The following is a 15,641-nucleotide window of genomic DNA, read 5'->3' as shown; positions in this document are numbered from 1 at the left end:
GCACGACGAAAGAGGATCTTATGACGATCAACAGCGCCGCCCCCGTCGTGGTTGGTGTGGACGGCTCCGCGGCCGCACTGGACGCGGTCCGGGTGGCGTCCCGGGAGGCGGCGTACCGGCAGCGTCCGCTGCGGGTCGTGCACGCCTTCATCTGGCCGTTGACCGGCGTCCCGCTCACCCCGGCGCCGGGCGCTCCGGCCGACGCCGGCCTGCGCCATCAGGCGGAGCGGTACGTTGCCGAGGCGGTCGCCGAGGCCAGCAAGTTCTGCCCCGAGGTGCCGGCCACCGGCGAGGTGGTGACCGGCGCGCCGACTCCGGTGCTGCTGGGCGAGTCCCGGGAGGCGGCGCTGGTCGTACTCGGTCACCGTGGTTTGGGCGGCCTCGCCGGCCTGCTCATCGGCTCGGTGACCGTGCAGGTCTCGGCCCGCGCCCAGAGCCCGGTGCTGGTGGTACGCGGTGAGCCACGGGCCGACGGCCCGGTTGTGGTGGGCGTGGACGGCTCGGAACTGTCCAGCGAGGCGGTCGGGTTCGCGTTCGAGGAAGCCGCCCGTCGGGACGCCCCGCTGGTCACGGTGCACGCCGGGCTCCACCTCACCTCGGTCGGCCCCGACGACATACTGACCTCGGTCCACGACCTGGACGCCCTCGCCTCCGACGAGGACCGCACCCTCGCGGAGTCGGTGACCCGCTGGTCTGAGCGCCACCCGGACGTTCCGGTGCGACACCGGCTGGTCCGCGGCTCCCCCGCCCGGGTACTGGTGGAGGAGTCGAAGGCGGCGCAGCTGGTGGTCGTCGGCGCGCACGGCCGCGGCGCGCTGGGCGGGTTGCTGCTCGGCTCAGTCAGCCACGCGGTGCTGCACCACTCGCACGCTCCGCTGGCGATCGTGCGGCACCCCGGCCAGGCCGACGTTTCCTGATCCTCGACGACACCCGACCGCAGCCGGGGGTCTGCGCAGGCACCATGGCCTGCCGAGCCACGAGGTCGGCACCGGGTCAACGCCGGCCGGCGGGATCGACGAGAACGCCGGGGTTGAGGATCCAGGACGGGTCGAGCGCGCTCTTGGTGGCGCGCAACGCGAGCGCCATCGGGTCCGGACGCTGCCGGTCGTACCACGGTCGGTGGTCGCGGCCGACGGCGTGGTGGTGGGTGATGGTGCCGCCGGCGGCGAGCAGCGCGTCGGAGACGGCGTGCTTGATCTGGTCCCACTGGGCGAGGGTGGCGCCCCAGCGGCCGGTGGCGTACACGCCGAAGTAGGGGGCGGGGCCGTCCGGGTAGACATGCGTGAAGCGGCAGGTGACCACACCCGTCGCGGCGACGGCGCGGAGCGCTTCGCCGGCCGCGTCGAGCACGGCGGCCCGCAAGGCGGGGAATCGGTCCCAGGTGCAGGCGGTCTCGAACGTCTCCACGATCATCGACCGCGCGGCGAGCGCGTCGCGTTGGTACGGCATCCGGAGGAACGACGACCGCCAGGCGTCGGCGGCGGTCCGCTGCCGTGGGCCGGACGAGTCGTCGCTGCGGGACGACTTCGGCAGGCTTGCCCCGTGGTCGCGGCACAGCTCGACGGCGCGGTCCAGCGACGGTGTGACCGGATGATCGGCGGACTCGAATCCCAGGACGAGCACGCCGCCGGTGGTGGCGGCGCCGGCGTTGAGGAGGGCCTCCGCCGGATCGAGCAGCCGGCAGTTGCTCGGGTGCAGACCGGACTGGGCGATGGCCCGGGTGGCGGCGACCGCCTCGTCGTAGTCGGTGAAGTGCACCGAGGCGGCCGCCCGCCAGCGGGGCCGGTCCTGCAGCCGCATCCACGCCTCGGTGATGACGCCGAGCACGCCCTCCGAGCCGAGGAACAGCCGATCCGGGGACGGCCCGGCGCCGGAGCCGGGCAGCCGGCGCGACTGGCTGATGCCCGCCGGGGTGACCACCCGCAGAGACTCCACCAGGTCGTCGATGTGGGTCAGGACGGTGGCGTAGTGACCGCCGGCGCGGGTGGCCAACCAGCCGCCCAGGGTGGAGAACTCGAACGACTGCGGGAAGTGTCGCAACGTGAGGTCGTGCCGCCGGAGCTGGTCCTCGAGCGCCGGGCCGAACACGCCGGCCTGGATGCGGGCCGCCCGGCTGGTCCGGTCCACCTCCAGCACGCGGTCGAGGCGCCCGAGGTCGAGACTGACCGCCGCGGGATACGCGTCGCCGAGCCGCGGCTCCACACCGCCAACCACTGAGGAGCCGCCGCCGTACGGGATCACCGCGATGTCCCGGCCGGCGCACCAGTCGAGCACGTCGACGACATCCTGCTCGGTCACCGGCCGGATCACCAGGTCCGGTGGGTCGTGGACCTTCCCGTGCAGGTTGCGGACGACGTCCCGGAACGCCTTGCCATGGGTGTGCGCGGCCCGGTCGGCCAGGTCTGTCGAGCACAGCCGGGCGAGTGACGTCGGCGGATCGACCCGCGGCGGGCGCAAGCCGAGCTCGGCCACCGGTGGCGCAACGTGCTCGGTCAGGTCGACGTCGGGCAGCAGGGTACGCACCCGGTCCGCCAACGCCGTGGCCTCCGCGCCGGTCACCGCGTCCTCGACGTGCCCCCAGCCCCACCACGAACGGCGTTGCCCGGCCATGCGGCCTCCCCGTCGTCGCCACCGCCAGATGTACTCGTCGGTAACGTACTCGACGGCCGGCGCCGCGTCGATGCCGTCGTCCGCGCCGCGCACACCTCGTCCGCCACCGTGGCCACAACCTGCGATGGACCCAGGACGCAGGACCGGCCTGGAATTCTGAGCCACGGACCGGCGAAGAGCGCGACGACGATCTGGGCGACTCCGGCGGCGACGAGGGTCGGGCCCGAGCCGACGACACCGATCACCGCTCCCCCGGCGAGCAGACCGATGGACACCGCCCCGTCGTGCACGAGGCTCTCCGCTGCGAAGGCGGCTCGCCGGTCGGCGCCATCGGTGCGCGTGCTGATGATCCGGTTGAGCGCGCCGATGCCGAGCGGCATGCAGAAGCCACCAACGGCGGCCACGCACGCCAGCAGGACAACGGACGACGCCACGGCGGGCAGGACCATGAACGTCACGCCGAGGACGGCCCATCCGATCGCCATCGTCGCGAGCATCGGCATTCGCGGAACGAGCATCGGCGCCAGCAGAGCACCGGCGAGCGAGCCCACGCCGTACCCGGTCATGCCGGCTGCTATGAGCAGCCCAGGTCGCCCGGTCTCGGCGCCGAGGATCGCGAGGCCGAGGGTGAATGCGAACCATACGAGCCCGCCGACTCCGGACATCGTCACGGCACGGCGAATGTCCCCGTGCTGCGCCAACACGTGACGCAGGGCCGGAGCATTGGCCGAGCGGGCCGGCAAGGCGACCGTCGCGGTGCCGCGAACGGTGAGCAGGAGGACCGCTCCCGCACCGACGCCGGCGGCCTCCGCCCACAGCAGGGGCAACGGGCCGCCGACGACCACGGCCCACCCTGCCACCGGTGGCGCCAGGATCATGGTGCTCCGGTGCACGAAGTCCTGCCAGGCCAGCAGCTCCGCCGCGAGCGTGGACCCGAGGCTGTCGCCGAGGTCCGAAAGCAACGCTCGTTGCCCCGGGCCGCTCAGCGCGGTGGCGCATCCGGTGACGAGCCCGGCGGTGGCGAGGTGAACCGCACCGACCGTTCCGACAGCCGCACTGACCGGAACGACGAGCAGGCCGACCACCTGGACCGCGAGCACCCAGGCCAGGGCTCTGCCGGTGGTCAGTCGCTGACGCAGGCGCCTGGCCCACCAGGGCGAGGCGAGCATGGGCAGGCCTACCGCCCCACCGACCAACCCGGTGGACCAGGCGGATCCGGTCTCGGCGAGCGCGACGAGCGGAAGCGCGACGGCCGTCGTACGTTGACCCATCCAGCTCACGAAGGTGGTTGTCAGCATGGCGGCGATCTCGCGTCTGGCATTCACGCAGCAATCGTCTGGCGGAGCAGGAAGCGCTGGTAGTTGGCGGATCGGCATCGGAGCTCATAGCCTGGGAATATGAGCTCATTCCCCTCGGTCGAGGATCTCCGGCTGGTCGAGGCGATAGCGCGGCACGGCTCCCTCGGAGCCGCCGGACGGGAACTGCTCATCAGCCAGCCGGCCGCGAGCAACCGCCTGGCGGCGCTCGAGCGGCGGGTCGGCGAACGGCTCTTCGACCGGGACACGACCGGGGCTCGGCCGACGCCGGCCGGTCGTGCGCTGTGCGCCGAGGCGGCCCACGTGCTCGATCACTTGGGACGCGTCTTCGACCGGACACGCGCCGCAGCGCGGGCACGAACGTTCAACGTCGGCACCTTCAGCAGCCTCGCACCGTTGCTCTTTCCGGCGCTCGACGTGCTGATGGACGACTCGACGGTCAACCAGGTGACGGACCATGGCGACCGGCTCGTGGAGTGGGTCAGCGAAGGGTCGCTGGACGCCGCGTTCGTCGCCGTCGCCAACCAGATGCGTCTGCCCTCCACCGTGAGCGCCGTACCGGTTGCGAGCGACCGACTGGCCGTCCTGACGCCACCGGAGGCTTCGCTGCGCAAAGGCCGGCGGCCGTTCGCCGGTCTCGAGGTCGTCATTTACAGCTACGACATGTCCACGGACACGCTGCACCAGCGACTCGCCGACCTCGGCGCCCGGCCTCGCACGGCGGCCACCGCGGAGACGGCCGTACGAATGGCGCGACAACTGGGATGTCCGGCCGTCCTGCCCCGCGGGCTCGGGCTCGCCTACGCGCATGAGAGGGACAGGGTGTCAGCCACGCCGGTACCCGGCCGCCTCACGATCTTCATGGTGACCCGCCGCCCCACTCCGCACGCTTTCGCGGCAGTGGTGAACCGGCTTCCTGGTCGCCTCGGGCTGCAGCGTCCAGCGGCGAGACGAGCCGACTGATCCGCCGGGTACGCGTCGCCTGACGCCGGGTGCGCCGGCCGGGCGGTCTTGATCGGCGCGGCTGATCGGCGCTGGTGCCGACAGTCCCGCTGTGCGCTGCCTGTTGCGACTGCTCCGGCAGCCTGCCGAAGGCGCACCGGACCCGACTGTTGGCTTCCGCCTGGGAGAGGCCGGACGCGACGAGCAGGTCACTGGCCGTGGTGCGTATCTGGGCGAGGACGACGGTCCCGGAGAAACCAATCTCACCCTTGTACGCTGCGCCGGCATGGTGAACGGCTTGCAGGGCTTTCGCCCGCGCATCGTGCGGCTCCTTTCGGGCAGCGAACTCGTCGCGGAGTATCCGCACCGCCTCAGCAAGGCCGAGAACCGCGTTGATCATCGCTGCCGAGACTGGTTCCCTGTCCTCGATGACGGTGACGGCTCGACGGATCAGCGTCCCGCTGCTGCCCATCGCCCTCTCCAACGGCTCGGCGGTTCGGGCGTAGTGACTGAGCACGCCGTGCCGGTGCCGCCATGACAACGGAGACAGCTGGGTGACCTCCCGTGCGCCCGCCACCGCCTCCCGCAACACCCGAAGTTCCTCCTGGTTGCCGCGCAGTCGGGTGCGGGCACGGATCGCCCGCTCGATATCGCGCTCGCACAACGCCTCTGCCGTTTCCGTCAGTTGTTCGACCAGCGTTCGCAGCGCCGGTCCGGCGGCGCGCCTGACCACTCGCAACGGGTTCACCGGCAGGAGGATCGCCGTGGCCAGGGCGACGCTACCGCCGAGCAGCGCGTCAACGAACCGGGAAAGCTCCACGTTCGGCGACTGCGGCCCCAATGTGGTGATCAGTACTGCCGTACTCGCCGTCTGGATCACCACCGCCGCTCGACTGCTGAGTGCGAAGGACGTGAGGATCGACAGAACGACGACCAGGCCGAGCTGCCAGGGCCCGGTGCCGATGAGAGACAGCAGCGCGCTGCCAACCAGCACCCCCAGCGCCACACCCACGACCAGCTCGACGATCCGCCGTACCCGCTGCCCGACGGACACGGCCAGGGTCCCGACCGCGGCAAGCGGAGCGAACACGGGACTGGGATTGCCGATCAGTTCGTGCGACAGCAGCCAGGCGGTCACCGCGGCGATGCCCGCCTGTAGGGCGACCATGCCACCGCCGTACACCCGGACCGTCCGCTCTCGCACCTTGAGCCGTTGCACGAGCCGATCCTTCAGGCCCCGGTGCCGTGGCACCTCTTGCCGCATGCTGCGCTTTACCCGGGAATGCGCGCCTTACACGACCATTGACGATGTGCGAGGCGGAACACCGCGACTGTACAAATAACGGCCGCCCGACCGGTTGGGGCAGAGACGCGTCCGCGTCATGGCCGCGGGCCGTCGTTCTTCGCAGTCGCGCCGAGGCGTTCCCGGATCAGCGCGATCACGGTGTCGGCGGTCCGATCGAGGTGACTGCGACCATCGGGTAGCCGGGCGTTCGGGCTGATGTAGCTGCCCGGACCGACGTGGGTGGCCGGGTCGAGGCCGTGCACCGTGATCTTCCCTGCGCGGTCGGCCCGGTTCCATCCGCTCCGGCGGAACAGCTTCCACCGCTGCGGGAACATCCAGGTGCCGACCCGCTCGATCCGGTCGCCGGCACTCGTGAGCCGGTCGAGGTGCTGGGCGTGGGTGATGTCGTTGGCGCCGTTGTGGAACCCGCCGAGAGTGATCAGCCAGAGCGGGCAGCGCAGCTGCGACCACAGTTCCTCCACCGCGCCGGTGGCGACCTGGGCGCCACCGCTGTAACTGAGCATCACCACGGGGATGCCGTTGTCACGCTGATAGCCGGCGAGCCGGAGCTGGGTGGCGATCTGCGAGCCGACGGCGCGGTTGTACAGGGGACGGTACCGGCGATCGGCGGCGACGAAGGTCTGCATCACGTTGTGCAGGAACAGCACCAGACCGATGCGGCGGCGCAGCCATACCCACACCGGCCGGTTGGCGAGCGGCAGAGCCAGCGGCGAGTAGGGCTGCACCTGGCCCAGCACCCTGAGCTCCGGCGCTCCGGCGATCACGGCCTTGACCAGTCGGCCGCCGTCGCGGGTGTCGTGGAAGCGGCGTTTCCCGATACCGTCCAGATAGACCAGGTACGCGGCCGGGGGGCGGTCCGGGTCCGCGCCTCGGGCGGGCGGCAGGCCCTCGGGGCGCGCGGCGGTGGGGCTCCGCCAGCCCGCGGCATAGACCACCACCTCGTAGCGGGCGAGGAGAGCTTCGGCGAGCAGGACCGGCCCGATCCCGCCGAGCAGCAGCAGGAGCGCAAGTTCGATCACGGAAACAGCTCCGGTGCCCTTGTCGTGTTGAGCCTCACGACCAGGCGGCGGATGCCCTCGACGGCGACGCCGAGGCCGACTCCCGCGACGGCCACACAGCCGGCGGATTCCCACCAGCCGAGCCCGGCCACCGTGGCGAGGGCAGTGGCGAGGCCGGTCCCCACTCCCACCATGAGGAGCAGGTGCAGCAGCGGCCCGAGCAGCGGGAACGCGAGGACTGCGGCAAGCAGCAGCGGGGCGGCCAGGCCCGGTGTCCAGGCCAGCGCGGCCTGGCCGGGCGATGCGGCGGGCAGCACCAGCTCGGCGAGGGTCCACGCGGACAGTGGCCAGAGCGCGAAGACCGCGCCGTCGACCACGGCGCCGGCCAGCACCATCACGAACACCCTGGTGTGCGACACGCCAGACAGGCGTGCCACCACGGGCAGGAGGCGCCCGACGGCCTCGGACAGCCCAGCGAACAGCAGCATGATGGCGACGACAACGGACATCGGTCAGCCCTGCGGTGGCAGGTCGGCAGAGACCGGCTGAGTGAACGAGCCGGTCTGCTGCACATAGCGTTCGAGTTCGTCGGCGGCGCGCGGATAGCCGCCCGCCTCTCGCTGGGCTACCCGCAGGGTGCTCGCGGCGGCCCGGAATCGGGGCTCGTCGAGCAGGCGCTGGGCGAGGGCGCGCAGGACCTCCACCGTGACGTCCTCGGTGCGGATCGCGAGGCCGGCATCGAGCTCAACGATGCGGGAAGCCACCAACGACTGGTCAGCGCCCTGCGGGACCACCAGCATCGGGACGCCCGCGTACAGGGCCTCGTTGACGCTGTTGACACCGCCGTGGGTGATGAACAGTGCTGCGCGGGACAGGACCTCCAGCTGCGGTACCGAGCGGTGGGCGATCACGTTGGCCGGCAGCGGACCGAGCGTGGCGGGATCGGTGGGTCCGGTGGAGACGATCACGGTGCCACCCAGCGGGGCGAGCGCGTTGGCAAAGGTGCGCAGCAGCTGCGGGTCGGCGCCGAACACCGTGCCCAGCGAGGCGTAGAGCACCGGGTCCCGCAGCCGGTCGACCGGGAACGACGAGTCGGCTGGGCGGGCACCGATGCTCGGTCCGACAAACCGGTAGGACTGGTCGAAGCTGTCGGCCTCGGGGTGGAACGCCCGCGAGGTGTAGACCAGGTTGAGCGGCTGGCGGATGTTCGCCAGGTCGATCAGGGGCACCGCACCCGTGTCGTACCGGCGGCGCAGCTCCCAGCGCGACCTCAAATACCCCCCGGTGGGGCGGGGCTTGACCGCCGCCGCGGCGAGCAGCTCCCAGGAGCCGTGGGTGGGGCTGGGCACGTGCCGGTTGAACGCGAACGTGGTGAACGACGACGCTGCCGGCACGTCGAGTTCCCGGGCGACCACCGGCCCCCACAGGCAGAGGGAGTCGTGCACGACCAGATCCGGCCCGGCACCACGCAGATCGGTGAGAACGGTGGGCAGCACGCGTACGGCGGTGCGCGCAAGCTGCTCCATCACCGTGACGGGTGTCGGCGGGCCGGAGAGCGGTACGTCATCACCGGAGTAGGGGAGCACTCGCGCGCCGGTGGTCGCGATTTCCTCCGCGTAGGCGGGCGGCGTGTGGTAGGTGACGGAGTGGCCCCGACGGACGAGTTCGGCCACGACCGGCAGCGTCGGGTTGATGTGCCCGTGCATGGCGATGTTGAGGAACGCGATTGCGCTCATCGGCCGACCCCGGACAGGGCAGGGGCCAGGGCCCGGCAACACGTAACGATCATGACCCGCCTTTCTCGGTAACAGCGTAGACGCTGCCAGATGGCCCAGTGACGCGGACAAAGTTCTCGCCTCGGTTGGTGCGCACTCCCCTGTGCCGCGCCGGTCCCGGCCGCGCGGCCGGGCATCCGGCGTGACGCCCACACGGCGACAGCGGCAGCGGCCAGCGCCCGCCCAGGCGGGTGCGTGTGACGGCGAGCGCAGTGGGAAGGTCGGTTGGATGACTGACCCCGGAGAGCTGGCGCGAAGTGCGCTCCAGCGAATCCACCAGGCCGCCGTCAGACATCGGGACCTTGAGCTACACCACGCGGCCGAGGACATCGCCCGAGCGGCCCAGGCGAGGGGCCTCGATCCAGGGCCTGTCGAGTCGTACCGACCCTGCCCGGTGTGCGGTGCCGAGCCGGGACAGTTGTGCATCAACGTCCCTGGTCGCCCCGTGACCCCGGGCGACATGCACCCTGAGCGCGCGGAAATGGAGGCATCGTAGAGATGGCCGTGAGCTAGGTGACCGCGCGGAGCATGCGGTCAGGTTGGCGGCGCAGCCGGTCCATCGCCCGCGCCGTCGCGTCATCGGTTGGCAGGAGAACGACCAGCTCCTGCGCGTCGGTGCGTGGCAACTCGAGCTTCTCCCGCTGCCACTGGAGCTTCTGCGCGATGGGATGGTCGAGCCGAAACGGGACGGTCGGTGGAGGCAGATGGCGGTTGAGTCGTCGGGTGAACTCCGGTCCGGCCAGGGGGGTGAGCTCAGCCCGGAACCACTCGGAGGTCTCCGCGGAAGGCCCGAGCCACAGGTCGAAGGCTCGTTCGTCGGCCACCTGCTCCCAGTCCGGGAAGAATGTCCGGGCGCGCGGATCGGTGAACACGTAACGCGTCAGGTTTGGCGTTCCGCTCTCGAGCAGCCCGATCCCCCGCATCAGCACCTCGAACCCACTCGTGTACGCGAGCACGTCGCCCAGACGGTTGGTGACGAATGCGATGCCGGGCTCAAGAAGGTGGAGGGTCTGCAACACGGTGGGCCGGACATGTCGGTTGGGTGGCACCGGCCGCCCGCGCCCCGCGCACGCTCCGCCGGTGATCTTGGCGAGGTGGCGCAGGTGATCGCGTTCGACGGCATCGAGGCTCAGGGCGTCCGCGAGTGCATTGACCACGGCAGGGGACGGGTTGCGGTCTCGACCCTGCTCGATGCGGGTGAGATATTCGACGCTCACTCCAGCGCGCGCGGCGAGGTCGGAGCGTCGTAGTCCTGGCGACCTGCGGCGGCCATGATCAGGCAACCCGAACGACTCTGGCTGGATGCTGTCGCGCTTGGCACGGATGAAGTCGCCCAGCGGCGTGCTCATGCTCCGAGTCTACGGCGATCTCCCCAGCTCATCGAGCCCGCAGGGTGGCCCCACGGGGGCCAGCCTGCGCCCGGTCTGGTTGCCATCCCGGAAACGATGGACCGTGGAGTGCATGAGTGAGAAGCACAAGTTGGCCATCATTGTCGGGAGCGTCCGCGAGGGCCGGTTCGGGCCTGTCGTCGCCTCCTGGGTCGCCGACCAGGCGCGCGAGCACGACGGTTTCGACATCGACGTCGTCGATCTCGCCGACTCCGAGATCCCGCTGTCGTTGCCGGCAGTCTCACCGAAGCTCGCCGGCGACTCATACCCGCGCCCCGACGCGATGGCGCCCTTGACGTCCCAGCTGACGAACGCGGACGCGTTCATCATCGTCACGCCGGAGTACAACCACAGCTACCCCGCGTCCCTGAAGGCAGCCATCGACTGGCATTACACCCAGTGGACGGCCAAGCCCGTGGCCTTTGTCAGCTACGGCGGGGCAGCTGGCGGTCGTCACGCTGTCCTGCACCTGGAGAACGTGCTCACCGAACTGCACGCGGTGACGATCCGCGATGGTCTGGCATTCCCGCTGTACCGCGCGACGTGGGAAGACGGCCGGCCGCTGGACCCCGCGGCGCCCGGATATGCCAAAACCCTGCTGGACCAGCTGGCCTGGTGGGCCGGCGCCCTCCGTTCGGCACGCAACTCGCTCCCGTACCCGGCCTGAAAGGTCACTCAAGGAGCAGTCGGACGCGGCCCCCGCCGCTCCGAGCACGGCGAGGCCGTCTCCCGCCGCGGGAGACGGCCTCGTCGACCACGCGCCGCCGCCGGGCCATCGCGCGACGCGACTGCGCCGCGTCGGCGGGATAGACGAGGAGTCGCTGCGGATCGATGGCGACCTTGACCTCAACCGCGCCGTCGCCGACGTGCCCTGCGTCGTGACGGACAACCCACGCGGGGTCCGGCGGGCCGCCGAGCACCTCGGCGAGCTGGGGCACGACCACATCACCTACGTCGCGGGGCCGGAGGCGTCCTGGGCGAACGGGATCCGCTGGCGGTCGCCGCTCGAAGCGGGCATGGAGCTCGAGATCAACGTGCGCCAGATCGGCCCGTTCAGCCCGACGATCGGGGGCGGGGAGCGGACCGCCGAGGAGCTGTGCGCGCGTCCGGCGACAGCCGTCCTCGCCTTCAACGACCAGATGGCGATCGGCCTCATCCGCGGCCTCAGCTGGAGGGGCGTCAACGTTCCCGGCGACGTCTCACGATGATCGAGGGGGCGCCCGGGCACACCGGCCGACCGATGGTCCTGCCGGTACGCCTCGTGGTCCGCCGCTCGACGGCCGAGCGCAACCGGAGCCCGGGTCGGGCCCGATCGCCATGGCTACGGCAGCGACCCGCACCCAACCCGACGGCCCACCTGTCGTGATGCCCCGGCAGCCGGTGCTGCTGCCCGTTCGTGGAGCCCGGATCCGGTGGCTACACCGCCGGCTGTTCGCCTGATCGCGGTCCGGAAGGTCTCCGGAAGTTCCGAGAATGGGTACTCAGGTTGTGATCCTTACGCCGAGGCTCCGATGCGATTATCCGGGTGTGCCCGTCGATCAGCTGAGACTGCTGGGCAGGTTGAACGCACTCCTGCGGACGATCCGTCGTTCAGGTCAGGTTTCCACAGTGTTTCCGGAAATTGTTGACAAGCCGACGGGCGGGTCAATACGGTCGCCATCGACGGTGTTCGATCACCGTCAATGCCATCCACCGCGACCCACTCCCCCGGTCGTCGTGCAGGACGACCGGCCAACCCCCCACCACCGCGTGGTACGACGCCGATGCCGGCAGCCGTCGACTGGCCGCCGACAGGTCGCCGGGTCGTGCCGCACTGCTGGCCTCCCGCCAGCCGTCACGAGGAGGAAGCAAGCACATGGACGACACGAACCACACACCCACCAGACCGAGGAGGCGCGGCCGCGTGCGGTTGCTGCTCGGCGCCGCGTGCGCCGCGGTGATGGCCGTCGGCAGCACGGTGCTGGCCACCAACGCGTACGCCGAGGCCGATCGGACCGTCAGCGCCAACTCCACCGGCACGCACAACGGGTTCTTCTACTCGTTCTGGAAGGACAGTGGCAACGCCAGCATGACGCTGCGCGCCGACGGCCGATACTCCAGCCAGTGGGGCAGCGGCACCAACAACTGGGTCGGCGGCAAGGGGTGGGCCACCGGCAGCCGAAGGACGATCAGCTACTCGGGCACCTACAGCCCGAACGGCAACAGCTACCTCGCCTTGTACGGATGGACGCGGAACCCGCTCATCGAGTACTACGTCGTGGAGAACTTCGGCACCTACAACCCGAGCACCGGCGCCACCCGGGTTGGCTCCGTCACCACCGACGGTGGCACCTACGACCTCTACCGCACCCAGCGGGTCAACCAGCCGTCCATCGACGGCATCGCCACGTTCTACCAGTACTGGAGCGTCCGCCAGCAGAAGCGCACCGGCGGCACCATCACCACCGCCAACCACTTCGACGCCTGGGCCCGCGCCGGGTTGAACCTCGGCAGCAACCACAGCTACCAGATCATGGCCACCGAGGGCTACCAGAGCAGCGGGAGCTCCGACATCACCGTCCGGGAAGGCGGTGGCGGCAACCCCGGCCCCGGGCCCACCACCGGCAATCCGCCCGGCAACGGAAACTGCACCGCGACGCTGTCCGCCGGCCAGCAGTGGAACGACCGGTTCAACCTCAACGTCGCGGTCAGTGGCGCCAGCAACTGGGTCGTCACCCTCGGCCTGGGCGGCGGTCAGAGCCTGCAGAACAGCTGGAACGCCTCTGTCAGCGGCACGAGTGGAACCGTCACCGCCAGACCGAACGGCAGCGGCAACAACTTCGGGGTAACGATCATGGCCAACGGCAACTGGACCTGGCCGACGGTCACCTGCCGAACTGGCTGACCCCGACCATCTCCTGACACTGGCGCCCACCTGTGCGGCATGAGACCGGGTCGGGCGGTGATCACTCCGGTCCGGGCACCACCGCCGACTCGACAGGCCCTAGCATCGCCGGCATGGCAACACGGCTCGTTCAAATCAACATGAAGGCTCGGGACGACTCCGCGCTGGGCGGTTTCTGGGCAAAGGCGCTCGGCTGGGAGGTCTCCAGCGAGGGACCCGGCGTGACCAACCTCGAACCCGAGGGCTTCGTCTACCCCGACCCCGTCGCCGTCTGCGTCGACCTCATCGTCTCCCCGGAACCCAAGACGGTGAAGAACCGCGTGCACGTCGACCTCGCCACCACCTCGGCGGCCCATCAGGCGGAGGTGGTCACGCGCCTGAAGGATCTCGGCGCAACGCCCGCCGACGTGGGCCAGGGTGACGTCCCATGGACGGTCATGGTCGACCCGGAGGGCAACGAGTTCTGCGTGCTGGATCCCCGACCGCTCCACCGAGACACCGGACCGATCGCCGCGGTCGTGGTCGACTGCGCGGATCCGCGAGCCATGGCCCGCTTCTGGGGCAGGGCCATGGACTGGTCCCTGCACGAGGTGACCGACCACAAGGCGGTACTACGCTCCGCCAAGGGCGTCGGCCCATATCTGCGGTTCCTCCGCACACCTGACGTGAAGATCGTGTGGAACCGCGTCCATCTCGACGTCCGCCCATACCCAGGTGACGATCTGGAGGCCGAGGCGGCCAGACTGCGGACTCTCGGCGCCACCGCCATCGACCTGGGCCAGAACGATGTCCCGTGGACCGTCCTCGCCGACCCGGAAGGCAACGAGTTCTGTCTCCTCACCCCAGGCTGACCCGAACCCTCGTCAGCCGCTCACCACGGCTCCGGACTCTGCGACGCGCCCTGGGCCCGCGGCACTGCGCTCCCTCCGGCTGACTCCTCCGCCGTTGGTTCCTCGGTCGGGTCCTCGGTCGGGTCCTCCGTCGGCTCCGCGGTCGGTGCCGACGTGGTTCCGCCCGTCGGCGCCGCCGTCGGTTCCTGGGAGGCGCTTTCGGAGGTGGTGGGGCTGGGTGCGCCCACACTGCTCCCGCCTGAAGGCGTGGGTCGGCCCGTCGTCCCGTCGCCTGCTGGACGGGTGGTCGTCGGGGTTGGGGATCCGGGCGCTCGAACCGGCAGACCGGCAGACGTGCGGGTGGCCGGTTCGCCACCACCGACGCCGGGGCCAGGTCCCCCCTGCGACGGCGGCACCGATGCCGGCACCGCGGGCGGTACCGCGGGGGGCACCGACGGTCGCAGGGTCGGGCCCGGCATCATCCCGGTGGGATCAGCGAGCACCAGGACGGCAGCCACGGCGGCCAACGATCCGAGAAGCACCGCGAGCGCTCTGGGCCCAGGACTGACGGCCCGGCTCACCGCACCGCCGAGGGCCGACCGCCGGGCGGGCCGGTGCTCGGTCCGCGGCCCGGTCGAGGTCGCCCAGGTAGCGGCCCTCACCTGCGTATCGGACGAGTCCGCGATGGCCTGCGCTGCGGCGGCCATGGCCGCCGCCGTCGGGAACCGGCGGGTGGGATCCTTGGCCATCGCGGTGGTTACCAGCTGCCGCACCTCCGCCGGGACGTTGTCGGGCAGCGGCGGCGGTTCCTCCTCGAGGTGCCGCAGCGCCACCGCGACGGCGTTGTCACCCTGGTACGGCGGTTCACCGGCGAGGCAGTGGTAGACGACGGCACCCAGCGCATAGATGTCGATCGCCGGTGTGGTCTCGTTCTTGGACACCTGCTCGGGCGCCATGTACAGGGCGGTGCCGACGACCTGGTTCGCCCCGGTCAGGCTCACCGCTTCCTCGGTGACGGCGACGCCGAAGTCAACGAGGACGACGTGCCCGTCCGGCTCGATGATCAGATTGTTGGGCTTGACGTCACGGTGCACGACGCCGGCGTCATGCGCGGCCTGCAGGGCGCGCGCGGTCTGCGCGGCGACCGACATCGTCTCGGCCGCGTCCAGCTGGCCGACCTCGGCGATCCGCTCCGACAAGGACTGTCCCTGCACACATTCCATGACGATGTAGGCGAGGTCCGGCGCTCCGGGTCGGGACATCTCGCCGTAGTCGTAGACCTGGGCGACACCCGGGTGACGCAGGGCCGCCATCGCGCGTGCCTCGCGGCGGAACCGCTCGCCGAAGCCGGCGTCGGTGACCAGGCGGGGGTGCAGCATCTTGACCGCCACGCAGCGGTCCAGGGTTTCGTCGACCGCCCGCCACACGTCGCCCATCCCGCCGCTGGCGATGCTCTCGACCAGGCGGTAACGGTCTCCGACGAGTTGCCCCACGCTCGGCATAGAGCTTCCGGTACCCCGGACGCCACGGTCTCAAGCACCGCAGCGCTGCCCGGTGGTTCGACCTCCTTAACCGGTTGTCGCCGCCGTACG

General features: G+C 70.9%; 14 protein-coding genes. 6 read left to right on the top strand and 8 right to left on the bottom strand.

Annotation, left to right across the window (positions count from 1 at the left end; genetic code table 11):
* Nucleotides 1–20: 20 nt before the first annotated feature.
* Nucleotides 21–917, top strand: a complete 897-nt coding sequence (locus KBX63_RS19530) for a universal stress protein (RefSeq protein WP_210912706.1) — start codon at nucleotides 21–23, stop codon at nucleotides 915–917.
* Nucleotides 918–993: 76 nt separating this feature from the next.
* On the opposite strand, the gene KBX63_RS19525 is transcribed toward KBX63_RS19530, so the two are convergent.
* Both KBX63_RS19525 and KBX63_RS19520 read right to left on the bottom strand, forming a co-directional pair.
* Nucleotides 994–2,610 carry an FAD-binding oxidoreductase gene (locus KBX63_RS19525; protein WP_210912704.1) on the bottom strand — a complete coding sequence of 539 codons (1,617 nt, stop codon included), beginning with the start codon at nucleotides 2,608–2,610 and terminating at the stop codon, nucleotides 994–996.
* Nucleotides 2,556–3,935, bottom strand: coding sequence for an MFS transporter (locus KBX63_RS19520; RefSeq protein WP_210912703.1), 1,380 nt, complete (start codon nucleotides 3,933–3,935; stop codon nucleotides 2,556–2,558). Before KBX63_RS19520 ends, KBX63_RS19525 begins: the two co-directional genes overlap by 55 nt.
* Before the next feature lie 72 nt (nucleotides 3,936–4,007).
* Here KBX63_RS19520 and KBX63_RS19515 point away from each other — a divergent pair, with 72 nt between their 5' ends.
* Nucleotides 4,008–4,889: a LysR family transcriptional regulator gene (locus KBX63_RS19515; protein WP_210912701.1), complete on the top strand. Its 882-nt coding sequence runs from the start codon at nucleotides 4,008–4,010 to the stop codon at nucleotides 4,887–4,889.
* Here the strand turns inward: KBX63_RS19515 and KBX63_RS19510 are convergent.
* From KBX63_RS19510 to KBX63_RS19490, 5 genes are all read right to left on the bottom strand, one after another.
* A complete protein-coding gene (locus KBX63_RS19510) occupies nucleotides 4,786–6,087 on the bottom strand; it encodes an aromatic acid exporter family protein (RefSeq protein WP_210912700.1) in 1,302 nt (433 codons plus the stop codon). The two genes, KBX63_RS19515 and KBX63_RS19510, sit on opposite strands and share 104 nt — an antisense overlap.
* Before the next feature lie 161 nt (nucleotides 6,088–6,248).
* Nucleotides 6,249–7,193: a hypothetical protein gene (locus KBX63_RS19505; protein WP_210912698.1), complete on the bottom strand. Its 945-nt coding sequence runs from the start codon at nucleotides 7,191–7,193 to the stop codon at nucleotides 6,249–6,251.
* Nucleotides 7,190–7,681, bottom strand: coding sequence for a hypothetical protein (locus KBX63_RS19500; RefSeq protein WP_210912696.1), 492 nt, complete (start codon nucleotides 7,679–7,681; stop codon nucleotides 7,190–7,192). Before KBX63_RS19500 ends, KBX63_RS19505 begins: the two co-directional genes overlap by 4 nt.
* A 3-nt stretch (nucleotides 7,682–7,684) precedes the next feature.
* Nucleotides 7,685–8,908, bottom strand: coding sequence for a macrolide family glycosyltransferase (locus KBX63_RS19495; RefSeq protein ID WP_210912694.1), 1,224 nt, complete (start codon nucleotides 8,906–8,908; stop codon nucleotides 7,685–7,687).
* A 548-nt stretch (nucleotides 8,909–9,456) separates the two neighbouring features.
* The gene (locus KBX63_RS19490; protein ID WP_210912692.1) at nucleotides 9,457–10,296 is read right to left on the bottom strand and encodes a helix-turn-helix domain-containing protein; all 840 of its coding nucleotides are present in this window, start codon (nucleotides 10,294–10,296) and stop codon (nucleotides 9,457–9,459) included.
* A 112-nt stretch (nucleotides 10,297–10,408) separates the two neighbouring features.
* On the opposite strand from KBX63_RS19490, the gene KBX63_RS19485 reads away from it, so the two are divergent.
* The 4 genes from KBX63_RS19485 to KBX63_RS19470 all read left to right on the top strand — a co-directional run bounded on the left by KBX63_RS19485 (nucleotide 10,409) and on the right by KBX63_RS19470 (nucleotide 14,070).
* Nucleotides 10,409–11,002, top strand: a complete 594-nt coding sequence (locus tag KBX63_RS19485) for an NADPH-dependent FMN reductase (protein ID WP_210912690.1) — start codon at nucleotides 10,409–10,411, stop codon at nucleotides 11,000–11,002.
* Between the two features lie 211 nt (nucleotides 11,003–11,213).
* Nucleotides 11,214–11,543, top strand: a complete 330-nt coding sequence (locus KBX63_RS36450; protein WP_210912687.1) for a substrate-binding domain-containing protein — start codon at nucleotides 11,214–11,216, stop codon at nucleotides 11,541–11,543.
* 647 nt (nucleotides 11,544–12,190) lie between these two features.
* Nucleotides 12,191–13,219, top strand: a complete 1,029-nt coding sequence (locus KBX63_RS19475; RefSeq protein ID WP_247662696.1) for a glycoside hydrolase family 11 protein — start codon at nucleotides 12,191–12,193, stop codon at nucleotides 13,217–13,219.
* A 113-nt stretch (nucleotides 13,220–13,332) separates the two neighbouring features.
* On the top strand, nucleotides 13,333–14,070 hold the full coding sequence (locus tag KBX63_RS19470) for a VOC family protein (protein ID WP_210912685.1): 738 nt from the start codon (nucleotides 13,333–13,335) through the stop codon (nucleotides 14,068–14,070).
* A gap of 20 nt (nucleotides 14,071–14,090) precedes the next feature.
* Here the strand turns inward: KBX63_RS19470 and KBX63_RS19465 are convergent, their stop codons facing one another.
* Nucleotides 14,091–15,551: a serine/threonine-protein kinase gene (locus KBX63_RS19465; protein ID WP_210912683.1), complete on the bottom strand. Its 1,461-nt coding sequence runs from the start codon at nucleotides 15,549–15,551 to the stop codon at nucleotides 14,091–14,093.
* Between the last annotated feature and the right edge of the window lie 90 nt (nucleotides 15,552–15,641).

This window comes from Micromonospora sp. U21, from assembly GCF_018070045.1.
Taxonomy (GTDB): domain Bacteria; phylum Actinomycetota; class Actinomycetes; order Mycobacteriales; family Micromonosporaceae; genus Micromonospora.
Note: the sequence above shows the minus strand (reverse complement) of the source record. Positions and strands in the feature narration are given on the sequence as shown.

Bases quoted from the DNA above. Each gene is read 5' to 3' on its own strand.
- KBX63_RS19475 (WP_247662696.1), top strand. From the start codon at position 12,191: ATGGACGACACGAACCACACACCCACCAGACCGAGGAGGCGCGGCCGC.
- KBX63_RS19465 (WP_210912683.1), bottom strand. From the start codon at position 15,551: ATGCCGAGCGTGGGGCAACTCGTCGGAGACCGTTACCGCCTGGTCGAG.
- KBX63_RS19490 (WP_210912692.1), bottom strand. From the start codon at position 10,296: ATGAGCACGCCGCTGGGCGACTTCATCCGTGCCAAGCGCGACAGCATC.
- KBX63_RS19485 (WP_210912690.1), top strand. From the start codon at position 10,409: ATGAGTGAGAAGCACAAGTTGGCCATCATTGTCGGGAGCGTCCGCGAG.
- KBX63_RS19470 (WP_210912685.1), top strand. From the start codon at position 13,333: ATGGCAACACGGCTCGTTCAAATCAACATGAAGGCTCGGGACGACTCC.
- KBX63_RS19530 (WP_210912706.1), top strand. From the start codon at position 21: ATGACGATCAACAGCGCCGCCCCCGTCGTGGTTGGTGTGGACGGCTCC.
- KBX63_RS19495 (WP_210912694.1), bottom strand. From the start codon at position 8,908: ATGAGCGCAATCGCGTTCCTCAACATCGCCATGCACGGGCACATCAAC.
- KBX63_RS19500 (WP_210912696.1), bottom strand. From the start codon at position 7,681: ATGTCCGTTGTCGTCGCCATCATGCTGCTGTTCGCTGGGCTGTCCGAG.
- KBX63_RS19515 (WP_210912701.1), top strand. From the start codon at position 4,008: ATGAGCTCATTCCCCTCGGTCGAGGATCTCCGGCTGGTCGAGGCGATA.
- KBX63_RS19525 (WP_210912704.1), bottom strand. From the start codon at position 2,610: ATGGCCGGGCAACGCCGTTCGTGGTGGGGCTGGGGGCACGTCGAGGAC.